The sequence below is a fragment of the Rhizobium sp. BIGb0125 genome (assembly GCF_024810055.1).
Lineage (GTDB): Bacteria > Pseudomonadota > Alphaproteobacteria > Rhizobiales > Rhizobiaceae > Agrobacterium.
The window spans coordinates 490,673-505,317 of record NZ_JANUDV010000003.1; the positions used below are offsets into that span (position 1 = coordinate 490,673).

17 protein-coding genes and 1 riboswitch are annotated in these 14,645 nt (G+C 58.5%); of the genes, 6 read left to right on the top strand and 11 right to left on the bottom strand.

Going from position 1 to position 14,645, the window contains the following annotated elements; translation table 11 throughout:
• Nucleotides 1–59: 59 nt before the first annotated feature.
• From M2418_RS10650 to M2418_RS10670, 5 genes are all read left to right on the top strand, one after another.
• The gene (locus M2418_RS10650; RefSeq protein ID WP_259146398.1) at nt 60–818 is read left to right on the top strand and encodes an SDR family oxidoreductase; all 759 of its coding nucleotides are present in this window, start codon (nt 60–62) and stop codon (nt 816–818) included.
• Nucleotides 819–930: 112 nt separating this feature from the next.
• Nucleotides 931–1,578 (top strand): HAD family phosphatase, encoded by a 648-nt coding sequence (locus M2418_RS10655; RefSeq protein WP_259146399.1) that lies wholly within the window; start codon nt 931–933, stop codon nt 1,576–1,578.
• 113 nt (nt 1,579–1,691) lie between these two features.
• Nucleotides 1,692–2,477 (top strand): carboxymuconolactone decarboxylase family protein, encoded by a 786-nt coding sequence (locus M2418_RS10660; protein ID WP_259146400.1) that lies wholly within the window; start codon nt 1,692–1,694, stop codon nt 2,475–2,477.
• 81 nt (nt 2,478–2,558) lie between these two features.
• Nucleotides 2,559–3,020: a cupin domain-containing protein gene (locus M2418_RS10665; protein ID WP_250982470.1), complete on the top strand. Its 462-nt coding sequence runs from the start codon at nt 2,559–2,561 to the stop codon at nt 3,018–3,020.
• Nucleotides 3,021–3,170: 150 nt separating this feature from the next.
• On the top strand, nt 3,171–3,410 hold the full coding sequence (locus tag M2418_RS10670; protein ID WP_250982471.1) for a tautomerase family protein: 240 nt from the start codon (nt 3,171–3,173) through the stop codon (nt 3,408–3,410).
• Nucleotides 3,411–3,495: 85 nt separating this feature from the next.
• Here M2418_RS10670 and M2418_RS10675 read toward each other — a convergent pair whose 3' ends face one another.
• The 10 genes from M2418_RS10675 to M2418_RS10720 all read right to left on the bottom strand — a co-directional run bounded on the left by M2418_RS10675 (nt 3,496) and on the right by M2418_RS10720 (nt 12,573).
• Nucleotides 3,496–4,446: a helix-turn-helix domain-containing GNAT family N-acetyltransferase gene (locus M2418_RS10675; RefSeq protein ID WP_250982472.1), complete on the bottom strand. Its 951-nt coding sequence runs from the start codon at nt 4,444–4,446 to the stop codon at nt 3,496–3,498.
• 182 nt (nt 4,447–4,628) lie between these two features.
• Entirely contained in the window at nt 4,629–5,360 is a 732-nt protein-coding gene (locus M2418_RS10680) for an SDR family NAD(P)-dependent oxidoreductase (RefSeq protein ID WP_259146401.1), read from the bottom strand.
• 72 nt (nt 5,361–5,432) lie between these two features.
• Complete coding sequence (locus M2418_RS10685; RefSeq protein ID WP_259146402.1) at nt 5,433–6,014, bottom strand: TetR/AcrR family transcriptional regulator; 582 nt, start codon at nt 6,012–6,014, stop codon at nt 5,433–5,435.
• 202 nt (nt 6,015–6,216) lie between these two features.
• On the bottom strand, nt 6,217–6,708 hold the full coding sequence (locus M2418_RS10690; protein ID WP_259146403.1) for a cytochrome b: 492 nt from the start codon (nt 6,706–6,708) through the stop codon (nt 6,217–6,219).
• Nucleotides 6,709–6,817: 109 nt separating this feature from the next.
• Nucleotides 6,818–7,606 carry an ABC transporter permease gene (locus M2418_RS10695; RefSeq protein WP_259146404.1) on the bottom strand — a complete coding sequence of 263 codons (789 nt, stop codon included), beginning with the start codon at nt 7,604–7,606 and terminating at the stop codon, nt 6,818–6,820.
• Nucleotides 7,603–8,520: an ABC transporter permease gene (locus M2418_RS10700; RefSeq protein WP_259146405.1), complete on the bottom strand. Its 918-nt coding sequence runs from the start codon at nt 8,518–8,520 to the stop codon at nt 7,603–7,605. Before M2418_RS10700 ends, M2418_RS10695 begins: the two co-directional genes overlap by 4 nt.
• A 2-nt stretch (nt 8,521–8,522) precedes the next feature.
• Nucleotides 8,523–10,019, bottom strand: coding sequence for an ABC transporter substrate-binding protein (locus M2418_RS10705; protein WP_259146406.1), 1,497 nt, complete (start codon nt 10,017–10,019; stop codon nt 8,523–8,525).
• Nucleotides 10,020–10,033: 14 nt separating this feature from the next.
• On the bottom strand, nt 10,034–10,822 hold the full coding sequence (locus M2418_RS10710; RefSeq protein ID WP_259146407.1) for a (2Fe-2S) ferredoxin domain-containing protein: 789 nt from the start codon (nt 10,820–10,822) through the stop codon (nt 10,034–10,036).
• Between the two features lie 129 nt (nt 10,823–10,951).
• A riboswitch (cobalamin riboswitch) is annotated at nt 10,952–11,143 on the bottom strand.
• A 202-nt stretch (nt 11,144–11,345) separates the two neighbouring features.
• Nucleotides 11,346–11,963, bottom strand: a complete 618-nt coding sequence (locus M2418_RS10715) for a GNAT family N-acetyltransferase (protein ID WP_310503190.1) — start codon at nt 11,961–11,963, stop codon at nt 11,346–11,348.
• Nucleotides 11,964–12,015: 52 nt separating this feature from the next.
• Complete coding sequence (locus M2418_RS10720; protein ID WP_246788275.1) at nt 12,016–12,573, bottom strand: helix-turn-helix domain-containing protein; 558 nt, start codon at nt 12,571–12,573, stop codon at nt 12,016–12,018.
• Nucleotides 12,574–12,598: 25 nt separating this feature from the next.
• Here M2418_RS10720 and M2418_RS10725 point away from each other — a divergent pair, with 25 nt between their 5' ends.
• Nucleotides 12,599–13,528 (top strand): DMT family transporter, encoded by a 930-nt coding sequence (locus M2418_RS10725; RefSeq protein ID WP_259146409.1) that lies wholly within the window; start codon nt 12,599–12,601, stop codon nt 13,526–13,528.
• A 32-nt stretch (nt 13,529–13,560) separates the two neighbouring features.
• Here the strand turns inward: M2418_RS10725 and M2418_RS10730 are convergent, their stop codons facing one another.
• Nucleotides 13,561–14,538 (bottom strand): alpha/beta fold hydrolase, encoded by a 978-nt coding sequence (locus tag M2418_RS10730; RefSeq protein WP_259146665.1) that lies wholly within the window; start codon nt 14,536–14,538, stop codon nt 13,561–13,563.
• Nucleotides 14,539–14,645: the final 107 nt, after the last annotated feature.

A 14,645-nucleotide genomic window follows, 5' to 3' on the forward strand; every position in this document is an offset into this window, starting at 1 on the left:
CGTTTGCCATGCAGTGCTGCTAACCATGGTCCATCAATCAGCAAGGGACGTTACGCCACATGACCACCCGCCCTATCGTCCTCGTTACCGGCGCAAGCAAGGGAATTGGTGCCGCAACGGCCGTTGCCTTTGCCAAGGCCGGTTATGACGTCTGCGTCAATTACAACAGCGATGCCGAGGGTGCGACCGAGACAGTGGAACGCTGCAAATCTGAGGGCGCAAGGGCCATTGCCGCGCAGGCCGATGTCGCCGACCGTGATGCGGTGACGCAGATGTTCGAGAGTTGCGACAAGCTGCTTGGGCCCCTCTCCTGTCTCGTCAACAATGCCGGTGTCATTGGCGGCGCCAGCACCATAAACAAGCTGAAGCCGCAAAGCCTTGTTGCCACTTTCGGCACCAATGTGTTCGGCATGGTCTACTGCATTCAGGAAGCGGTCAAACGCATGGCGACCGACCAGGGCGGTGATGGCGGCGCCATCATCAACATGTCGTCGATTGCCGCAAGCCTTGGCAGCCCCGGTGAATATGTGCATTACGCCGCCTCCAAGGGTGCAGTGGAAACCCTGACGATCGGTGCGGGCAAGGAACTTGGTCCGGTCGGCATCCGCGTCAATGCGGTGCGGGTTGGCACCACCGCAACCGACATGCACCAGCGTGAAGGCAACCCCGACCGGCCGGACATGGTGGCGCGGATGACGCCGCTTGGCCGCATTGCCCAGCCCGATGACATTGCCAATGCAGCACTCTGGCTGGCCTCACCGGAGGCGAAATTCGTGTCTGGCACCATATTGACGGTTGCCGGCGGGCTGGCACCGTAAGTCGCTCCCCATCCATTGCTGCAGATGTCTGATGTAAGCTGGACTAGCTGTGCCATGTCGGATAGACCGGGCACATTCGAAACCCGGCATACAACCAAAACAGGATTTGACCATGGCTTTGCAGTTTTCCGGCGTATTGCTTGATCTGGACGGGCTTTTGCTCGACACGGAAAGACTGCAATTCGAGGTCGGTCCTGCCGTGCTCAAAGGCATGGGTTTTGAAGTGGCGCCAACCTTTTTTCATGCACTGGTCGGCGTGGACCGCGCCACCGGCGCCCGCATGATCAGCAAGGAACTGGGCGGTGACATTGATGGCGCAGCCCTTGACCGGGCATGGAATGAAGCCATGGATGAACGCATGCGCGACGCCATTCCGCTGCGGCCCGGCGTGCATGACTTTCTCGATATGCTGGATGAGCAGCAACTGCCACGCGCCATCGCCACCAACAGCGAGACGGACCGCGCCAAATGGAAATTGCAACATGCCGGCCTTTTGCACCGCATGAACGCGGTTATTGGCGTGGACATGGTAAAACGTGGCAAGCCTGCGCCTGACATCTACGTCATGGCCGCTGAAACATTGGGGCTGCGGCCTGAGCAATGCGTGGCGCTTGACGACAGCGACCTTGGCGTGCGCGCCGCAATCGACGCCGGTGTGGGAAAGGTAATCCAGATACCGGACATGGTGATGAGCCGTGACCTTTACGCCCACCATCAGGCCGGATCGCTGCAGGAAGCACGCGCCATCATGGGGTTTTAAGCGCCGGCATTTATGCTGCAGACCGATAAGTCCAATCGAAATTGGGCCTCTAATGTCAGGGGAATTCGCACCTAACTTTGAAGGGTTGTCATCACCTTTGAAGGAATTCCTGTATGAACAAGAAACTTGCCGCCACGGCATTGTCCATGTCGCTTTCTGCAGCCGCCCCGACATTTGCTGAAGACACCAAACGCGCCAACATGGCGCAACCGCTGACGATTGCCGATATTCGGGCGGTTTCTCCCGCCCTTGGCAAATATTCCCAGACAATCCTGCTTGATGAAATCTGGAAACGGCCGGGCATGTCGCCACGTGACAGAAGCGTGGTGACCATTGCCGCGCTGATTGCACGCGGCCAGACAATCGAGATGCCATTTTATTTCGAGCTGGCGCTTGATAATGGCGTGACGGCTGGCGAATTGTCGGAAATCATCACACATCTGGCGTTTTATGCCGGTTTTCCGCAGGCCACGGCTGCCGTTGCGGTTGCCAAGAATGTGTTTGCAGCGCGCGGCATTACCGGCGACCAATTGCCACCGGAAAACCCGGAACTGCTGCCCATAAACCAGGCGGCGGAAGACAGTCGCGCAAAAAGCGTTGCAGAAAGCGTTGGCCCGATCTCGCAAGGCGTTGTCGATTACACCGCCATGCTGTTTCAGGATGTGTGGCAGCGCCCAGGCCTTGCGCCGCGTGACCGCAGTCTGGTGACGGTGGCATCGCTGATTACCAACGGCCAGTCGGCGCAGGTCGGTTTTCATTTGAACAAGGCAATGGACAATGGCCTGACCGCCACCGAGGCCTCGGAACTGTTGACGACACTTGCCTTCTACGCGGGGTGGCCAAACGTATTTTCCGCCGTGCCCGTTGCCAAGGACGTGATTGAAAACCGGCCAAGCTGAGCTGCCGGACGCAAGATCTGATTTGCGTCACGCAGCGTTTTTGTCGCCACCTGGCGACACCCCCATTTCAAAGGAAAAACCATGAAAAAGACCATCGCTATTGCTGCGACACTGAGTGCGCTTGGCAGCCCGGTTGCGGCCGAAGGCATCATCATCTCCGAAAACAGCACCAGGAAATCCATGCTTGCCTCGAAAGAGCAATTTACCGGTACGGTGTTTGTGGAGCCGATGTTTGATGCCAATGACCAAAATGGCCACAGCACCGGGCTGGTGACCTTTACGCCGGGTGCGCGCACCGCCTGGCATTCGCACCCGCGTGGGCAGCTTCTGATCATTACCGAAGGTGCCGGCTGGGTGCAGGAAGACGGTGCGGAAAAACGCAACGTCAAGGCGGGCGACGTGGTGTGGTTTGCCCCCGGCATTCGACACTGGCATGGCGCAACCGACACAACTCTGATGCGCCATATTGCCCTGTCCTACATGGAAAACGGCGCCAATGTTGCCTGGTCCGATCAGGTGACAGACGAACAGTTTCGTAACTGAATTGAAAGATTGAGACCCAGCCAAACAGCCCGGCCAACCATCGACAAAGGTTGGCCGGCCTTGTTTTCAGGCGGCAATTTAAAGCGGTGGCAACCCCAAGTTTTCTGTCCTATTGATGTGGCAAACCTGAAAGAAGGATTGGATAAGACCATGCCCCATATCTCCGTAAAGATGTTTCCCGGAAAGACTGAAGAGCAGAAGCAAGAATTTGCCGCAAAGGTTGTGGAAGCCGCCAAGGCGATTTTCGGCTCCACCGATGCATCGCTTTCGGTTGCCATTTCCGAGGTAGAGCCACCGGAATGGGAGACCACGGTTTACGGCCCCGACATCGCAGCCAACGAGGCCGCACTTTACAAACGCCCCGGTTACGGCGATTTGGCCAAGGCGTAAATACCAACGCCTGAGCCACAAGTTTAATTTCAAAAGACCACCGCTGATACGGTGGCCTTTATCATGTCAGGTAATGACGGTTGGATCAGGCTTGCGGGTTTTTACGCACGAAACGCTGTTCCAGCACCTCGCGGCCCCACTGGCTGCCGGCATATTCCTCAACCAGCACAAACCCTCTTGTCTCATAGAGGTGACGGGCGGCGTTGAGGCCGGCAAACGTCCACAGATGGGTTTCGGTAAAACCACTGGCGTCAACGAAATCCATTGCGGCATCCAGCAGCTTTTTTCCCGCACCAGTGCCACGCAGCGTATCATCGGTGATGAACCAGCGCAGATGGGCAATGCCCTCCCCGAGATCTTCACCGTCGATGGCGACCGAACCCCGCACCTGGCCCTCACGCATCGCAGCCCATATTCGGTTTTGCGGGTTTTCCAGACGGCCGCAGAACTCTGCCAGCCCACCTGCGACCCGGCTTTCAAAGGCCTGGCCGAAATCGCTGGTGCGGGCATAATAAAGCGCGTGCATCTCCGTGATGCGGGCAATGATGCCGGGTCTATAGCCGGTGACAATCTCAACCGGGCTTGATTGTGGCTTCTGGTCTCGTGGCAACAGCGCATCGGCGTAAAGCCGCATGCCCTCCAGCACAGTCTCATGCTGCCCCTGATGCAGACGGCCAAGCGCCGACGAGACCTGCGCACGGGCAAAGGCGTGAATGGATGCGACGCGCTGTTGTCCTGCCGGGGTTAGCGACAAGCGTTTGGTGCGGGTGTCTTCTTCACCGGCCGCTTCGCGCACATCGCCCGCTTCCACCAGCTTGCGCAACATGCGGCTGACGCTTGATTTTTCCAGACGCAGGATGGCGGCCAGATCACGCGCCGTCATGCCGCCCTTTTCAATTTCAATCAACGCATGCACGGCCGAGGGTGGCAGATTGGTGCCGGCAAAATCACCGCCCATGAAACCGAGTTCTCGCACCAGATGGCGCGAGGTGGCGCGGATGTGATCAATCAGCTGACTTGCGGCTTCAACGGCCATGGCATGAACTTTCAATATAGTTGCACCATGCAACCATATGCGTATTTCGATGGCTTTGGTCAATGATGATCACGAAAAATCGGACAGACGAAGATAGCTCAGTCAGGCATCAGGTGATCGGCGGTTTGCCGCACGGTTTGGCAAATGGCCGGGACCGTGCGGTGATGGTGGGTGGTGGCGGCCTACAGGGTAAGGCCACCATCAATAGTCAAACTTGCGCCGGTCATGTAGGACGAACCGGAACCGGCGAGATAAGACACTACACCGGCAATTTCTGCGGGATCTGCCACACGTTTCAGCGGGCTTCTGGCCGACAACATGTCGATGATACCGGCATTCATGTCAGTGTCGGTTGGGCCGGGCTGGACATTGTTGACGGTGATACGGCGCGGCGCAAGATCAAGCGCCAGACCCTTGACCATGGCTGCAACCGCGGCTTTGGTCAGCTGGTAGACACTGCTGCCGGGAAAACCTGTGCTGATGGCGACATTGGAGCCGATGGTGATGACCCGGCCGCCATCCTTCAAATGCGGCACGGTGGCCTGAATGGACAGGAAGACGCCGCGAATATTGATGTCGAGCATCATGTTGAGCTCATCCAGGCTGACGGCGTCCACTGGATTGAGACGCAAAATGCCGGCATTGACCACCACTGTGTCTATACTTCCTAACAGGTCAACCGTTTTGGCAACCGCCGACTGTATGGCCGCCGGGTCCGCACTGTCTGCCTGAATGGCGAAGGCGCGACCGCCCAGCGCTTCAACATGGGCCACCAGTTCATTGGCGCTGTCTGGCCGTGAGACGTAGGTAAAGGCGGTATCAAAACCATCTGCTACCAGCCGTTCGACAGCAGCGCGGCCAATGCCGCGCGCACCACCAAATACCAGAGCCGTTTTACGTTCATTGATCGTCATTCAGTGTCTCCTTTATTGACTGATCAGTCCATAATTATGCACAATAAAACCTCTCGTCTTGGAGAGGTTTTTTCAGGCTTTCAGGCGGGCAACAGCAAAACGTGCCATGCCCTTGAGATCATCGAGAGATGAACCAGCGCGCGCTGCCAACTGCATACCCGTCATCGTCATCTGGATGAAGGTCGCCGTTTGGTCGACATCGAGACTTCGATCCAGTTCTCCCAGTTTCTGCCCCTCTTCCACGCGTTCTCTAATGCGTTGGTGCAGCAATGAGCCGACCTTTTGCCGGCGGGCGTTCAGCGCCTCATCCGTCACGCCGAATTCGCCCACCGAGCCAACGCCCATGCAGCCCAGCGCCCGTTCGCCATCATCATCGGCGACCAAGCCGGCCAGCAAGGCTTCGATGCCTTCAATGGGTGACGCAGGCTGTGTCAACCGTCTGACATGGCCGGAATTGGTGCGGCGCTGATAGGTATCCAGCGCCTCCAGATAAAGTGTGCGTTTGTCACCAAACGCGCCATAAAGACTTTGGCGGCCGATGCCCATGGCTTCGCGCAGATCATCGGTCGATGTCGCGGCAAATCCCTTTGCCCAGAACACCCTTAATGCCTTGTCCAGCGCCGCGTCGCGGTCGAATTCTCTTGGTCTTGCCATAGGATCAAACTAGGCATTATTGACACATCAGTCAATAATTATTTTTGGGACACTGAATTCTGTCACGGGCAATTATGGCGCGACACTGATCCGGCCGGATGGGCTGGTGGACTGAAACGTCTTCAGGTGCTCACGTGAATTCAGGTTGCGCTGCCGTGCCTTAGTGGGGGCAGCACGGCAGCGCAACCCTGCGCCGATGCACTCAAGACACAGTCATGCGGCGCAAGACGTCAGATCTGAAATAGAAATGCTGGGCAAGAGCGCCTGCGACATGGGCACCGAGCAGCAGCCAAAGGGCTGTTTTCAGCACCTCGGCATGCAACGTACCGGCAACATCTATGCCCATGTAATAGGCAATCATGCCTGAAATCGGCATGGCAAATAAAAGCGCGTAGAGCAGACCATGCACCAACCCTGCCAGCCGGTGGATGATGGGCGGTTGGCCATGTGGCTGTGGCGGCACGCCTGATGTGATGCGTATGGCAAGCCGCACCGCAACCAGAAACAGAATGGCAATGCCAACCAGCGCATGGATATTGGCCACTGATATATCTGCGGGCTGTGGCACTTGGCCATGTTTGACCAAACGGTGCCAGGCATTCATGCCGTCCGGCAATAGCAGGTTAAAGGCAACGAGGGCTGCAACACTCCAGTGGAGAAGTTTCTGGACGGTTGAGTAACTGCGCATGGGCATGTTCCCTGAGGCTGACCTGTTTGTGACAACAGCGATGCCCCAGATGGCTGACACGAAACTGAACGAGTTGCATTGTGGAAAAAATTACACGCGAAAACCTGTACTGGTATCAGATATGGCGGCGGCGTCTCTGATCCATTTCGGAATTGTCGAAGGTCCAGTTCAACACCGAGACTGTTATCGCAATGGCAATGCCGGGCCAGATCATCAACATCGGATGGTCGAAGATGAAGACGCGATATTCAAACAGCATGGAACCCCAGTCGGGTTTTGACGGGTCTGCGCCAAGGCCGATAAAGGCAAGTGCCGCATAGGCAACGATGGCAAGACCGGCCTGATTGCCGACATAGGTCAACATCAGCGGCAAGGTGTTGGGCAGCAGGTGGCGGGTTATCATTCTGGCCGGTGACACACCAAGGCTTTGTGCCGCCAGAATGAAGGGCTGGCCCAGCACCCGTTTGCTGAGCGAATGGGCCAGCAGCGAATGCGGACCAATGCCTGCCAGCCCCAAGGCCACGCCGGCACTGAGCGGTGACAGGCCAAACAGCGCGGCGGCCGTCAGCGCCACGATGAGCGTGGGTACCATGATGAAAAATTCGCAGGCGCGCAGCAGGATGCTTTCACGCCAACCGCCCAGAATGGCGGCGGTGGTGCCAAGAATGCTGCCGATAACAAAACCGATGGAGGCGACGGCAAAGATGACGCAGCCGGTTCTCCAGCCACCGGCCAGAATGCGCGAAAACAGATCCCGCCCCAGATGGTCGGTGCCGAGAATATGCTGGCTGCTGACACCGGCATGGCGGGCCAGAATATTGACGGCATCCGGATCATGCGGTTGCCAGAGGCCACCGGTGACGAAAAACAAAGCGATCAGCGCCAGCAACAGATAACGGATCATAGGCGGGCTCGCGGATCGAGATATTCCATGGCAAGGCGCGCGGTCGCATTCATCAGCAGCATCCACAGCGCAATGACCACGACATAGGCCTGCAACACCATCTGGTCACGTGCCGCAATGCTCTGCACGAGAAACTGGCTGATGCCCGGCAGGCCGAACAGGATTTCCATGGTTGCGGTTGAGCCGATGACCCAACCGGCCTCGGAGCGAGCGGCCGACAGCAGCGCGTAAAGCGCGCTGCGGTGGCCGTGGCGCCACAGCGCCTGACGGGGTGACAGACCCTTGGCCAAAGCGGTGACGTAAAATGGCAGGGCTGCGGTTTGCCTGAGATCATGGCGGTAAACCCGCGCCAGTACGGCTACCGAATGCAGCGCAATCAACACAATGGGCAGGACGATCGAGGCCGTGTCATTGGCAAAGGGTCTGATCCACTTCAACTGCACGCCCAGCACCCATAACAGCACCAGCCCGGCCCAGAAGGCCGGAACGGCCTGCACGAACACAGACAGGCTGCGGCTGAACCTGTCGACGATACCGCCGGGTTTGAGCGCAGCAAAAAAGCCAAGCGGCACGGCCAGCAGCATGGCGAGAAAAAGCCCTGACAGGCCCATGAACAGCGAGACCGGCAGGCGCGCGGCAAACTCTGCAAACACCGCCTCACCCGTGCGGAAGGAGCGGCCCCAGTCGCCCACAACGAACCCTTGCAGCCAGTGCAGGTAGCGCAGCGGAATTGGCTGATCCAGCCCCCATTCCGCCCGCAAGGCCGCGAATGTTGCATCCGTTGCCGGCAGGTTCCAGACATGCACGGCAATGGCCACGGGGTCAGACGGCATTGTCGAAATAATGGCGAAGGCGGCGAAGGAAATCGCCGCCAGCCCAATGGCTGATCTGATGCAGGGCCAGATCAGGTTCATGACTATTTCGCTTCGCCAATATCGGCGCGCAGGACGTGGTAGTCCGAACCCCAGGGCTGATAGTTTTCCAGCCGCTTGGACACACCGACATACCAGACCGGCGAGACAAGGAACGAGGCCGGAACGTCCTCAAACAGCTTGTCCTGCGCATCCAGCGCAATGCTGACGCGGGCATCCGGTTCACCTTCCGACGCAAAGCGGTCGAGAATGGCGTCAAATTCCGGCGATGCATATTTGGCGTAGTTGAGCGACGCGCCGGTACGTAGCATCGAGTTGAGGAAGAAGGCCGGGTCACCGCTTGGTGCAGTGTGTTGTGCCCAGAGCGCAATATCGAAATCGCCTGCCGAAGCAACCTGCTGGATGCTTTCAACCACCTGCGTATCAAGCTCCACGCCGACCCGTGCCAGCTGCGCCTTGACGACCGGCAGCATGGTTACGAGGTCAGGACGCTGCGGATAGGTAATGGCCAGCAGGCGCAGCGGCTTGCCGTCCTTTTCGCGGGTGCCGTTGGAACCCTTGGTCCAGCCCGCCTCCTCCAGCAGCGCCGCTGCCTTATCCAGATCTGTGACGCGGGCATTTTTTCCAGCAAAGGGAAAATAGGCGGCGTAAGCACCGGTTGCCGGTTCACCGCCATTGATCGCAGCTGCCAGTTCGGTGCGGTCAAAGGCCAGATCAAGCGCCTGGCGCAGTTTGACATCTGCCAGCAACGGACGGGTGGTGTTGAGGAAGGCCAGATACTGATAACCGACCGGGAAAGACTTGATGGTAAGGTCCGGGTTGGTTTTCAGGCGGCTGACGACTTCCGACGGCAGGCCGAAGGCCAGATCAAGCTCGCCGGATTCCAGCGCCAATGTCATGCTTTGCGCGTCACCAAACTTGCGGAACTCAACCGGAGAACGACTGTCTGCACCGGCAAAATGGGCGTTGGGTGCAAGTGTGATCGAGGCATCTGTCTTGAAGGCGGCAATGCTGTAAGGGCCGGTAAACAGCGCTTCACCATTGGCCGCCGGTGTGTAGGCCACCAGTGGCCATTCGGCAAACAGCGCCTGAATGTAAGGCACCGGCTTTTCCGTCGTGACCTTGAGTGTCAGGTCATCCACCGCGGCAAAACTCAGCTTGCCACCGGTCGCAAGCGCCGCCTTGTTGTTGGCGAAGGTATTGTCAAATCCGGCGGCCAGCGCCTTGGCGGTGACGGGCGAACCGTCTGAAAAGGCGCGGCCCGGCTGCAGGGTGATTGTCCAGGTCAGATCGTCATTGCGCTCTGCCTTGTCAGCCAGTTCCGGCACCAGCTTGCCATCACGGTCAACGGTAAACAGGTTTTCGCCAACGCCGTGGCTGGTCAGTGCCCAGCCATTGGAACCCTTGGCCGGATCGGTGCCCGAGGTGATGTAGGTTGCGCCAACGCGCAGCGGCTCTGCGGCAAAACCGGCAGCCGCCGTGGACATGACGGCGGTGGCAAGCCAGGTCGCACCAAGGCGCGACAGGAATTTGGATGACATTTTATCTCCTCGGATCAGTTTTGGGGAATACGCAGCCGCTGCTTGCGGCCTGTTGGATGGTAGGCGTGGGTCTCGACCACATGGTTGCCGAGTTCAGGGCTGCCGAGCAGATGGCCTGCAATGATGTCATCGACCGCCTGTTCGGTAACGCCGCCGTAATAGGTGCCATCGGGAAACACCTGCAGCACCGGCGCCAGATTGCACGGCCCAAGGCAGGTGGATTTGGCTGTCATGGTGCCAGCACCGGTGACGCGCAGTTTCAAACGTTCCTGCTGGTTGCGAAGGTGGTTCCAGATCGTATCGGCGCCTGCGCTGTTGCAGGCACCGCCGGAACAGACGAGAACGCGGTATTTTTGCGCGGGCACCAGCGAGCCTTCCTGTACGACCGCCTTGGCGGGCGTGGTTTCCAGCGCCTGCGCCTGCCCCAAAAGCTCGCTCATCAGCGGCAGCATTTGGCTGGCAGAGGCGATATCGCCGGTGATGGAAATTTCGGGCCAGGGCTGGGTGGCTGACGCACGCCAGCGCTTCAGCGACTTGACCAGCCAGTTGCGGAAACTCGGCTCGACCGGCAGAACCAGCGGCAGAATGGTGATATGGTCAAGCTGCTGTTCCAGCAGGGAAAACAGCCCGTCGCGCAGCGAGGGCGTGCCCTGCTCCGTAAAGGCAAATTGCACGATGTCTCCGGAGTGTGACAGCGCAATATGTTCAGCCAGGTTTTCGGCAAGACGTTGCATTTCCAGATGTGGAGATGCGGCAAAGGCAGACTTTGCAATGAGAAGAATGGCGCGCCGTGACGGGCGCATGGGTGGGGTTTTCTTAAGTTCTACGTCTTCATTCACTGCCAAAATCTCGAATACAGGAGGCAGCAAAAATGAAGGCATGTCTGGCAGGAAGGCCGCGCACACACTCATTCCTGTGGCACACCCCGACCACGGAATCGTATCTCGTCAGGCAGGTCTCCTGGCTTGCGGGTCAATGCCGTTGTCCGTCTTCCCGGCATTTCTGCCAGTGACATGTTGGACAAACGGCTAACCGCTTACAGTTGCGGGACAGCTTCGGTTTTGCACCGAATTCCCTCTTAGCTTCCACCCAGAGGTGGAAGAACCATGACCCAGACAAGCTACACGTTCAGATATCACTGTCAATGTTACCAAGCCGCGCTTTGGTACGGGCAGCGGATGGACCGACAGACAACATAAGTTACGTTATTACATAACATGACTATCTATTATGGCAAGAGCATTGGGTGGCGAATGCACGGCAAGCCCCTGCCCCTGGCAACCGTGTGACAAGGGCAAGGTTGGGTGACTGGTGTTAGGCTTGTTTCTATTCCGGCTGGATCAGCGGCACATGCGGTGCGGCCGTCAGTGGCAGGTGGCCGGTCAGGCGCGGATCGGCCTGCGTTTCCACCTGAAAAGCGTACGGCCGGAAACCGGAGCGCAGGTAAAAGCCGAGTGCCGAGGGATGGTCCAGCGTGCAGGTGTGCAGGTGCAGGCGTTTGATGTCTCTCTGCCAGGCACGTTTCAGCGTCGCATTCATCAGCGCGCGGCCAAGACCCTTGCCGGTTACTTCCTCGGTCAGGCCCAGAAACACCAGCTCACACTCATTCGGTTGACGAAAATCAAGTTCCATCAGGCCGATGTCCTGCTGACCATCGCGCAGCACATAGACCTCGACGTCGTCATGGCCGATGATCGAGGCCAGTTTTTCATCGCTGATGATGAGGCGCGAGAACCACAGCCATTCTGCACCAATCTTTCGGTACAGCGTGCGGTAGGCCTCCAGATTTGGCTTTTCCATTCGTTCAAGGCGGATGTCACCGGCAAAGGACGGTTCCGCCGCGTGCGGGTTTTCGGTCATTTCCAGACAGGTGACGACACTGGCAACATGTCCCGGCTGGACGTGCGAATAACCTGATGGCGTGAAGGTCTTTGTGGTGCTCATGATCATGCTCGATATATGCGGAAGGCAGGAATTGGGGTGTTTGGGCTTGCGTTTAGCAAACCACCACGCGGGTAAAATGCAGCACTTCATCGCCGATATTTTCATAGGAATAAGGCTGGGCGCTGTCGAAAATGGTGAAGTCCCCGGCTTTGACCACCACCGAACCATCCTGTTTGTTGATGCGCAGGCGACCCGCCGACACGGATATCATTTCATACCAGCCAACCGGGTCCGGCTCTGCCTGATAGGTATCGCCCACATCGATCGACCAGGACCACAATTCGGCAAGGCTGCGGGCTGGCGCCGTGCCCAACAGCACGGCAAAACTTTTGCGTGTTGCGCCGCGCCAGGCAATTTCCTCGACCTTGGTGGTGCTGGCGGCCGGATTTGCCACCATGGCCGCAAAGCCGACACCCAGCGCACGCGACAGCGAGGCCAGTTTGCTGAGGCTGATATTGGTATCGCCGCTTTCGAGATTGCTGATCATGCGACGGCTGAGGCCGGAGGCCTGGGCCAGTGCTTCCTGACTCATGCCCGCGTCGGCACGGTACCGGCGAAGATTGGCAGCCACATGCGCGAGAACATCGGATGGGTCATCTTGACTGTGCATTATATTGCTCATATTGCGTATTATTATGCACACACTTTCGAAATACAAGCTGGTTTTTTCCCGCCAGGAGCTGGCGTTGATCGCCATTACCGTGGTCTGGGGCGCGACATTCCTGATCATACACACTGCCATGAGCCATACCGGGCCGCTGTTTTTTGTCGGCCTGCGGTTTCTCGGAGCTGCTGCCATTTGTCTGGTCATTTTCCGCAAACGCATGCGGCACCTGACCCTGACCGAACTGCGTGGCGGCGCGGTTATCGGCACATCGATATTCATCGTGTTTTCCCTGCAGACCTTCGGGTTGCAGACGGTCAACAGCAGCACATCGGCCTTTTTGACGGCGCTTTACGTGCCGCTGGTGCCGCTGCTGCAATGGCTGGTGTTGAAACGGCCGCCGAAAACCACCACGCTTGTTGGTGTGGCGCTGGCCTTTGCCGGGTTGGTGATGATTGCCGGGCCGGATGCGCTGCATGTCGGGCTTGGGGCCGGCGAAATTGCCACCTTGCTGAGTGCCTTTGCCATTGCCGTCGAGATACTGCTGATGAGCCGGTTTGCGACGGTGGTGGATAGCGGCCGTATTTCCGTGGTGCAGTGTTTTGTGGCAAGCGCCCTTTCCTTCCTTGCCATGCCGCTGTTTGGCGAAGGCATTCCCGACTTTTCATGGGTATGGCTGACGGCAGCCCTCGGCTTGGCGGTGGCCAGCGCGCTGATCCAGTTCACCATGAACTGGGCGCAGAAAACCGTGTCGGCGTCTCGCGCCGCCATCATCTATGCCGGGGAACCGGTGTGGGGCGGCATTATTGGCCGCATGGCTGGCGACCGGCTGCCGCCGCTGGCGCTGCTGGGCGCGTTGTTTATCGTCGCTGGCGTTATCGTCAGCGAATTGAAAGCCGCTGAAAAACGACAGGATGACACGCCGCTGCCTGACGATGATGGCGTCAGGCCGACACCATAAGCGAGGTGGATAACGGCAGGCGCGGGAAAACCTCAGTTTTCCAGTGTGTTGAGAAAGTCCAATAACAGGCCCGATACCTCTTCGGGCCTTTCCTGTTGCAGCCAGTGACCGGCACCACCAAGCACATGGCTGCCGCGCAGACCCGGCACCAGAGACGGCATGGCGGCAATGATCTGGTCCATGCCGGGAATGCTGAGGCCGGTATCCCGTTCGCCGATCATGAAAAGCGCGGGCATGCTGACCAACTGGCCGATGTTTGCCTGTTGCAGTTCCCAGTTGCGGTCGAGATTGCGGTAATAATTGAGGCCACCGGTAAAGCCGCTTTTTTCAAACGCGTGAACCAGCTGGTCAAACTCTTCCTGCGGCAGCCAGGCCGGCAAAGTTTTCGGCTCTGGCAGGCTGGGCAGAAGTCCGGTTTTACGGTCCACCATACCAAAGGGGTTGGGTGTCGCATCCCCTGCCTTGCGTGGCCCCGCTTCACCGCTGGCGGCAAACAGAAGTTTGCGCAGGGTCAGCGCCACGTCACGGTTAAACTCGACCTCGGCGCCTTGCGGCTCCTGAAAATACAGGGTGTAAAACAGCGCCTGATCATTTTGCGGAAAAATCTGTGATGGCGGCACGGGCGGTTGGCCCATGAAGGGAACGCTGAGTGCCGCCACAGCGCGAAAACGGTCCGGCCGCATCAGTGCGGCCTGCCAGGCAATGGTTGCGCCCCAATCATGGCCGACAAGGACAGCCTGCTGTTCGCCCAGCGCATCCAGCAGCACCACCAGATCACCCGCTGCATGCACCACGCTATATTGGTCGTCACGCGCTGGCGCATCGGTTTTGCCATAACCGCGCAGATCCGGTGCCACGACGCGGTAACCGGCCTGCGCCAGTGCCGTAACCTGATGCCGCCAGGCACGTTTTGTCTCGGGAAAACCATGGCACAAAACGACCAGCGGACCTTCGCCCGCTTCAAGCACGCTGATGCTGATGGTGCGGGTGTTTATGGTTTTTTCGATCATCGGCTGCTCCTTGGCGGCTGGCCGCAAAAGCGGCTGGGCATGGGGTGCGGAAACGGTGGTAAGCAGCGCCATCGCCTTCAGCAGAAAGTGGCGGCGGTACATGCACA

Bases quoted from the DNA above. Each gene is read 5' to 3' on its own strand.
- M2418_RS10650 (WP_259146398.1), top strand. From the start codon at position 60: ATGACCACCCGCCCTATCGTCCTCGTTACCGGCGCAAGCAAGGGAATT.
- M2418_RS10655 (WP_259146399.1), top strand. From the start codon at position 931: ATGGCTTTGCAGTTTTCCGGCGTATTGCTTGATCTGGACGGGCTTTTG.
- M2418_RS10660 (WP_259146400.1), top strand. From the start codon at position 1,692: ATGAACAAGAAACTTGCCGCCACGGCATTGTCCATGTCGCTTTCTGCA.
- M2418_RS10665 (WP_250982470.1), top strand. From the start codon at position 2,559: ATGAAAAAGACCATCGCTATTGCTGCGACACTGAGTGCGCTTGGCAGC.
- M2418_RS10670 (WP_250982471.1), top strand. From the start codon at position 3,171: ATGCCCCATATCTCCGTAAAGATGTTTCCCGGAAAGACTGAAGAGCAG.
- M2418_RS10675 (WP_250982472.1), bottom strand. From the start codon at position 4,446: ATGGCCGTTGAAGCCGCAAGTCAGCTGATTGATCACATCCGCGCCACC.
- M2418_RS10680 (WP_259146401.1), bottom strand. From the start codon at position 5,360: ATGACGATCAATGAACGTAAAACGGCTCTGGTATTTGGTGGTGCGCGC.
- M2418_RS10685 (WP_259146402.1), bottom strand. From the start codon at position 6,014: ATGGCAAGACCAAGAGAATTCGACCGCGACGCGGCGCTGGACAAGGCA.
- M2418_RS10690 (WP_259146403.1), bottom strand. From the start codon at position 6,708: ATGCCCATGCGCAGTTACTCAACCGTCCAGAAACTTCTCCACTGGAGT.
- M2418_RS10695 (WP_259146404.1), bottom strand. From the start codon at position 7,606: ATGATCCGTTATCTGTTGCTGGCGCTGATCGCTTTGTTTTTCGTCACC.
- M2418_RS10700 (WP_259146405.1), bottom strand. From the start codon at position 8,520: ATGAACCTGATCTGGCCCTGCATCAGATCAGCCATTGGGCTGGCGGCG.
- M2418_RS10705 (WP_259146406.1), bottom strand. From the start codon at position 10,019: ATGTCATCCAAATTCCTGTCGCGCCTTGGTGCGACCTGGCTTGCCACC.
- M2418_RS10710 (WP_259146407.1), bottom strand. From the start codon at position 10,822: ATGCGCCCGTCACGGCGCGCCATTCTTCTCATTGCAAAGTCTGCCTTT.
- M2418_RS10715 (WP_310503190.1), bottom strand. From the start codon at position 11,963: ATGAGCACCACAAAGACCTTCACGCCATCAGGTTATTCGCACGTCCAG.
- M2418_RS10720 (WP_246788275.1), bottom strand. From the start codon at position 12,573: ATGCACAGTCAAGATGACCCATCCGATGTTCTCGCGCATGTGGCTGCC.
- M2418_RS10725 (WP_259146409.1), top strand. From the start codon at position 12,599: ATGCACACACTTTCGAAATACAAGCTGGTTTTTTCCCGCCAGGAGCTG.
- M2418_RS10730 (WP_259146665.1), bottom strand. From the start codon at position 14,538: ATGATCGAAAAAACCATAAACACCCGCACCATCAGCATCAGCGTGCTT.